Here is a 7,376-nt window from a genome sequence, read left to right on the forward strand (position 1 = left end):
CCCAAACTTATTTTATCACAAACTGATAAACTCCTGCGCTAACATGATATGCTATCGGCACCGCTTTCCCTGCCAGATAGGGTTTTTTACCGTCCTGAACTGGAAAGTATAAGTCTGCGGAGGAGTTTGGTGGAATGGTAACCGAATATTCGACAGCACTGCCATTACGTTTCCATGAGGAAATAATACCGCCATACGGCCCTCTGTGCGTAGCAGTATACTGATCTAAACCCGTTACAAAATTGGGTTGCATGATCACATTTTTAAAACCGCCCTGCTTTTCGTCCGGCTTAATGCCGCCAATACCACGATAAAGCCAGGCGCCTACATCCCCAAACATGATATGATTAAGAGAGATATCACTTTTAGCGTCAATCTTCCAGTTCTCGTAAAGCGTAGTAGCGCCATTAACCATCCACCAGCCCCATGACGGGTAGGTTTCCTGCGAGGCTATTTGGTAAGCAACATCCGCATAACCATTATCGCTCAGGGCACTTAATATCGCCCTTCCGCCTAACACCCCAACATCCAGGTGAAAGTTGTCTGTAGTAACGCGGTCGGCCAGGCGTTTGGCAATCCGGCTTTTAAAGTTATCCGGTACCAGGCCCCAATAAAGCGGTACAGCTAATTCGGTTTGCAGGCCGGTATTGTAGTTGCCGGTTTGCTGGTTAAGGTATTTGGCGTTAAAAGCATTTTTAATCTTAGCAGCCAGGGTCACGTATTTAGCCTCATCGGCTTTGATACCCATCAGGCCGGCAATTTTCGCAGCAATAGTCACATCGGCAAAGTAATATGCCGTAGATGTCATCTCCACCGGCGATTTGGATTTTACGGGTACCCAATCGCCCAATCCCCATGTGGTTAGACCGGTAGGGTAAATGTCGTTGATGTGGTTAACATAACGGGTAATGTTCTCATAATTGTCTTTCAGGATTTTTTTATCGCCATAAAACAGGTATATATCCCAGGGGATGATAGCGATGGTGCTGGTCCAGTCGGGGCCGTTACCCCATTCGTAGCCCCAGCCGGATGTAGGGATGATAGATGGTAGCACACCGTTGGGCTGCTGCTCGTCGCGATGATCAGAAAGCCATTTTTCATAAATAGTGATACCGTCGAAATTGTACAGCCCTGTCTCTACGGCAATATGCGCATCACCGGTCCATCCGTTTTTTTCGCGTTGAGGGCAATCTGTAGGATAACCGAACAGATTACTCAGGTATGAGTTATTTGTTGCCGCCCAAATCTTATTAATAATTGGATTAGATGTGCTGAGCTTACCAACAGGCGGCACATCGCTGTGCATAAAATAGCCGGTTAGGTTTTCTTTCGTCAGCTCGATAGGTTCGCTGCTGGTAACTTCTACAAACTGGAAACCTTTGTAGTTAAAACGCGGCATAAAGGTTTCTTCGCCTTTACCGCTCAAGGTGAAAATATCTACCTGAAAAGGGTCTTTTTCATCTGTGGGGCGGTAGTGAATATCAATGTTTGAAAGGTCTACATGTCCATTCTTGTACAATCTTTCGCCATGTTTAAGCCTGATCACCGTACCTACCTTGCCGCTAACCTTAAATTTACTTACGCCGCTGATGTTTCTGCCCAGATCGAATACATAAGCGCCATCATCTAACCTGTTAACCGATTGTGCAGGAATCTCCTCTACATTGAGGATGGGATGCATTGCCTGTGCGGTAATATTTTGAGAAGGTGCCGGACGGTTAAATGCCGGCTTCCATTTGGCGTCGTCAAAGCTGATGGTGTTCCACCCGGGCTGTTCCAACCGGGCGTCGTAATGCTCGGCCGTATAGATGCTGTTAAGCGTTATCGGGCTAAAACTGGTTTTCCAGTGCTCGTCAGAACGTATGGTTTCGGTAGTACCGTCGTTGTAGGTAATGCGCAGGTCAAGGCAAAAGGCCGGCCTGTTTCGCCATGTTGCCTTATCAAAATCCCAAACGGCGGTACTTTGGTGGTTATACCAGCCATTACCCAACAGTACGCCAATGGCGTTTTTACCGGCCATAATCTGTTTGGTAACATCGTAAGTAACGTAAAGGGTGCGCCTGTCGAACCGGGTGTACATAGGGTCTAACCGGTGGTTGCCTATCTTTTCGCCATTGAGGTATAGTTCATACAAACCTGCTACAGCGATATATGCCCGTGCCGAAATTACTTTTTTACCCGTACCGAAGGTTGTGCGGAAATAGGGTGCGGGTTTAACATTTACGCCCTGCTCATCACTTATCCAGGTGCCTTTCCAGTTGGTCATTTTCATAACACCCATCTCAAAACTGCTCACTACAGATGATGCTTTTACACCATTTTTATCCCAGGCATCAACCCGCCAAAAATATTTGGTATAGGCTTGTAAAGGCTTGCCGCTGTAAGTTGCCAGGATATCGGCCGATGCTGTTTTAGGCGTTGCCCAGCTGCTGCCCATTCCACGGCTAACCGCTACTGAATCAGTCCCGACAAATAGCTGGTAAGCGGTTTGTTTTGCGCCCTGCCGGCTATCGTTAAGCATCCAGGTAAACCGGGGATGAGGGTTATCCAAACCAATAGGCTGCTCCAGGTATTCGGTACGCAAGGCGTAGGGTTTGAAAACATTTTGCGCCAAGCCCGGTGTTGTAATTGAAAAAAATAGACCGAGCAGAAGGTAGGCGGATTTGCAGATAGGTTTCATGTACGGCTAATATCGCAGATTTATCATCGAACCGCAAAACGGCAATCACAAAAAAAACATAGCCGCCGGGCTATGCTTTTTGTTTTACTGAAGGTTTATCTATAAGCTCCTGATCTCTACATTGCGAAACCATACATCGGCGCCGTGATCCTGCAACGCTATATGACCTTTTTTATAGGTGCCGAAGCCGGGCCACTCTTTAAACTTACTCCCGGCAATCAACTTTTTCCAATCGTTGCCCCATAGGGTAGTGGTAAGCACAGTCTGGTTGTTAACGCGTATTTCCAGGATCCCTTTGTTAGCAATAACCTCGGTTTTATTCCATTCGCCGGCAGGCTTTACAACTTCTTTTGATATCGACATCAGATCGTACAGATCACCTGCGCGGTGCCTGATAAGCTTGCCATCCTCGTTCTCTTTATTATCGGCCACCTGCGTTTCCATACCGGATTGCCATGCGTATTTAAACTTCGTAGTATCCTCATGTACATAAAACATAATGCCGCTGTTGCCCGCGCGTGAAATTTTCCACTCTGCCTTGAGGTGAAAATTCTCATATTCATCGTTTGTGATGATATCGCCGCCGCCTGCGGTTTGCCAGTCGGCTTTTTTTGAAGCGTCGAGGTGCAGGATGCCGTTCTTTAATTGCCAGGCCGGCCCAACTTTACCTTTACCGTAAACATGCCAGTTACTCAGGGTAGAATCTGCAATAAGGTTACTAAAATCGGTGGCTGCGCTATCGCTGATGATGGCCGCCGTGTCCATGCCGCCCGCCGTATTTTTGGTAGCCGATTGGCAGCTGCTTACTGCTATCGCGATAAGCAGACCGTAAATTATTTTTTTCATGGGTGGTTTATTACAAGTTTCCTTTTTTGATCTCATTTACGGCGTAAGTTGCAGCACGTGCCGTAAGCGCCATATATAATATAGATGGGCTTTGGTTGCCGGTACTGGTCATACAGGCACCGTCGGTTACAAATACGTTTTTGCAGGCGTGCAGCTGGTTCCAGTTGTTCAGCAGGGAAGTTTTAGGGTCTTTACCCATACGCACGCCGCCCATTTCATGAATATCCAGGCCGGGTGCCTGCTTGTTATTATGTTTTTTGATGTTTTTGACGCCGGCTTTCTCCAGCATTTCTGCTGTTTGCGTTAAAAAGTCTTCAGTCATTTTGTCTTCATTCTCGTGATATTCTACCGAGGTTATAAGCAGCGGGATGCCCCATTGATCTTTTTCTGTAGAGCTCAGGCGTACATGATTAGTTTCAACCGGCACCGTTTCGCCCTGCAAATAGGCAAACACATGCCAGCCGCCCGGTTCAGACAGGCTATCTTTATAAGCAGCACCTATCTGGCCTTCTGCAGTTTCTGTAGGATGCTGGTCGCGATAGGCGTTCATAAAAGTGGTATAGCCACCAAAATAATCGGTATCACGTTTATGCAGGTTACGGTAATTGACCAGGATCAGGTCGGTAGGGTTGCGGCCGAAATAATAATCATCTGTATAGCCATCCAATGTGCCGGATACCGAAGCCCGGTAGTTATGAAAGGCAATGTACTTGCCCAAAAGGCCGCTATCGTTACCCAAACCGTTAGGGAACCTTTCTGATTTGGAATTGAGCAAGATCAGGTTAGTGTTCAACGCCGAAGCATTCATGAAGATCACCTTCGCATAGAATTCAGTTATTTCTTTAGTGTTGGCGTCTATGACCCTTACCCCGCTGGCTTTGCCCAATTTTTCATCGTAGATTACCGAATGCACTACCGAATGCGGACGGATAGTAAGGTAGCCGGTTTTTTCGGCCCAGGGCAGGGTTGAGCTTACCGAGCTAAAGTACCCGCCAAACGGGCAGCCCCGCACACACATGTTGCGTGCCTGGCATTTGCCCCGGCCCTGGTCCAGGTGGATCTGCTTAGGCTCGGTTAAATGTGCCCAGCGTGCGTGCACCAGGTGCCTGTCGGTATAATTTTTATCTAACGATTGTTTAATGTGCTGCAGTGGCACATTCATATCAAAGGGCGGCAAAAATTCGCCGTCGGGCATTGCTTCCAGGCCATCCTTATTGCCGCAGATCCCAATAAATTTCTCGACATGCGAGTACCAGGGTGCCACATCCGCATAACCTATCGGCCACTCAATGCCATAGCCAAAACGTTTAGGTGCTGTAAATTCAAACTCGCTCCAGCGTTGCGTGGCGCGCCCCCAGGTTAACGATTTACCGCCTACCTGGTAGCCGCGGATCCAATCAAAAGGCTTTTCCTGCACGTACGGGTGATCGGCATCTTTCACAAAAAAATGGTCGCAATCGTCGCCAAAACCTGATGCCTTGGTTATCAGTGGGTTCTCTTTATAGAACTCCTCACTCATGCGGCCCCGGTAGGGGAATTCCCATGGCGCTTTTGTTGCTGTAGGATAGTCCTTAAGATGTTTTACATCCCTGCCGCGCTCTAAAACAAGTGTTTTGAGGCCCTGCTCGCAAAGCTCTTTAGCTGCCCAGCCGCCGCTTATGCCCGATCCGATAACTATTGCATCAAAGGTATGATCGGCCTTGGCCGTTGGATTGGTATGCGCAAAATTAGTCGACATGAAATTTATAATTGGTACCCTAAAGATGCAATTTTAATCTGAAACGGCGGGGCAGGGATTGTAAAATGGCTGTTAGGATTGTAGGAATTGAGCGCATTGCCGGTGGATGGATTCGCTTTAGAAACTAATTACCTGCTAATCCGGTAAAATACTTTTCCAAAGCTTCCAGATCGGGGCTTTCGCCGGTGGTAATGTAGCGGTTAGATACGCTGTTGGCCATCGTCAGGCAATCGACAGGGGCAAGGCCAAGTAGTTTAGCAATGCAGTACCCCGCGTTGAAGTTATCACCTGCACCGGTAGAGAAGCGCGGATTCTCAATAAATACCGGCTCACTTTCAACCATTTCATTGCTACCCCACAGTGCCGATATTTTGGCGCTATGTACGATAATGGTATTGATATTAAATGTATTTGCCAGGCTGCTGCCGGTAGTTTTCAGATCGGCAGATGCGGGTTGGCCGGTAAATATCTCGTGTAAGATATTGGCTTCATTCCGGTTCAGGCTCAGGGTAACGTGCCCATAATTGCCAAAATGTTCTATCATTTTAATGGCGCCGGTTATAGCTTCCGGTTTACGCTTCGAGCAATCGGACAAATCAAAAAAGAATTCCCTGTCGCCAGCCGCGCTGTCTGCAAAAACATCGGTGAGCAGGCCTTGCCAGATATTGTTGGAGTGGTCGAGTTCGCTCCAGTTTACCAGGCAAACCACGCCCGCATTCATAAATACCTTTTTAAGGTCTTCAATGCCGACAGCGGCTTTAATTGTTCCCCAGTCAGACTGGTTCAGGTCGGTCATTTGTGCCAGCATGATCTTGCCGTCGGCAAATTCCATAGCAGTTGTAAACCCGGGATTAGTATAAGTATGCAATTTGCAATTTGTGTGCATACCTGCAAACACCGGCGCAACTGTAGGGAGACCAAACGCGCCTACACAATTTACCATAGTACCCATTTGTGCCATGGCATTTGCCATAATAGGCATGTTACCGCCCAGTTTTTGCACCAATTCTTCGCTTTCCAGACTAAAACCCGAGCCGCTTTTACCCGCGATGTAATTGCCAAACTCGCCAATGTTATTAAAAAACACCGTACCCTCCGCGTCCGACTTGTAATTGACTACCTTAACGATAGAATCAATAAAGCCGTCGAAACCGGCAGCCACCTGTTTATTGGCAAGCAAGCCCCCGGCATTTTGAAGTTTATTGATGATGTTGTCGAATGGCCCGTTCATGCTCACGAAGCGTGCTCCAGTTCAGACCCTGCATCATCATCCAACAAGATCAAGGCATTTTTAATCTGTTGCAAAATTGAAGCCGGCACCTCGGTACTAACCGTGCCCTGCAGCGCCTCGTGAATGATGGGCGCTTTTTTAATGCCCGATGCGATGAGCACAGGGATCTTAGCTTCCTGCAGGTGTTTTAAGCCTAAGGTAATCCCTTCGGTTAATGTGGTAGCCTGCTGAAAATATTTTTGGCCAACCTCAACGGTAACAGGGTCCAGCTGTGAGCGGTGAGCATACAAATCAAACGGGGTGCCCGGCTCATTCAAGCCCAGGTGCCCATTCATGCCAATGCCAACGATCATGATATCTAACCCGCCTTTTTCGCTAATAAAATCGTTAATACGTTCGCACTCGCCATTTAAATTGTCAGATTTGGCATCAAACAGTATAATATGATCGGGTGCGATATTTACCTTACTAAAAAAGTTGGTGTGCAGATAATACTTGCAGCTGCCTACATCATTTTCGTCCATACCTACCCATTCGTCTAATCCTACAAAATAACATTGGCTCAGGTCTAACCGGCCATTGTTAGCTGCATCTACCAGGTGCTTTAGCATCCCGGTAGGCGAATCGCCGGAAGGGAAACAAATTACAGAAGCAGGCTTTTCGGCCAGTTGTTTGGTAACCAGCGCGGCAGCCGCTTTTGACATTTCATCGTAGGTTTCGTATTTTGAGATCTTCATTTTAGTCGTTTTGTTTTGGGTTTAACCACAGGTCAACAGGTTTTTCAACTTTAGCGGAGTAGGGTAGTGCAACTTTCCTGCCTAAACCGGCCGAAGCATAGGCAGCGTAAATAATTTCGAGCACTGCGCGACCGTCTTCGCCTG

5 protein-coding genes are annotated in these 7,376 nt (G+C 47.5%); all 5 read right to left on the reverse strand.

What is annotated here, in order from left to right; all coding sequences use genetic code 11:
* Positions 1-7: 7 nt before the first annotated feature.
* Entirely contained in the window at positions 8-2,680 is a 2,673-nt protein-coding gene (locus ACE5CV_RS19905; protein ID WP_374951958.1) for a family 78 glycoside hydrolase catalytic domain, read from the reverse strand.
* Between the two features lie 99 nt (positions 2,681-2,779).
* A complete protein-coding gene (locus ACE5CV_RS19910) occupies positions 2,780-3,526 on the reverse strand; it encodes a DUF1080 domain-containing protein (RefSeq protein ID WP_374951959.1) in 747 nt (248 codons plus the stop codon).
* Between the two features lie 10 nt (positions 3,527-3,536).
* Complete coding sequence (locus tag ACE5CV_RS19915) at positions 3,537-5,264, reverse strand: GMC oxidoreductase (RefSeq protein WP_374951960.1); 1,728 nt, start codon at positions 5,262-5,264, stop codon at positions 3,537-3,539.
* A gap of 124 nt (positions 5,265-5,388) precedes the next feature.
* Positions 5,389-6,495: a PfkB family carbohydrate kinase gene (locus ACE5CV_RS19920; RefSeq protein ID WP_374951961.1), complete on the reverse strand. Its 1,107-nt coding sequence runs from the start codon at positions 6,493-6,495 to the stop codon at positions 5,389-5,391.
* Between the two features lie 2 nt (positions 6,496-6,497).
* Positions 6,498-7,232 carry a glucosamine-6-phosphate deaminase gene (locus ACE5CV_RS19925; protein ID WP_374951962.1) on the reverse strand — a complete coding sequence of 245 codons (735 nt, stop codon included), beginning with the start codon at positions 7,230-7,232 and terminating at the stop codon, positions 6,498-6,500.
* Positions 7,233-7,376: the final 144 nt, after the last annotated feature.

The organism is Mucilaginibacter sp. (assembly GCF_964263795.1).
Taxonomy (GTDB): Bacteria; Bacteroidota; Bacteroidia; order Sphingobacteriales; family Sphingobacteriaceae; genus Mucilaginibacter.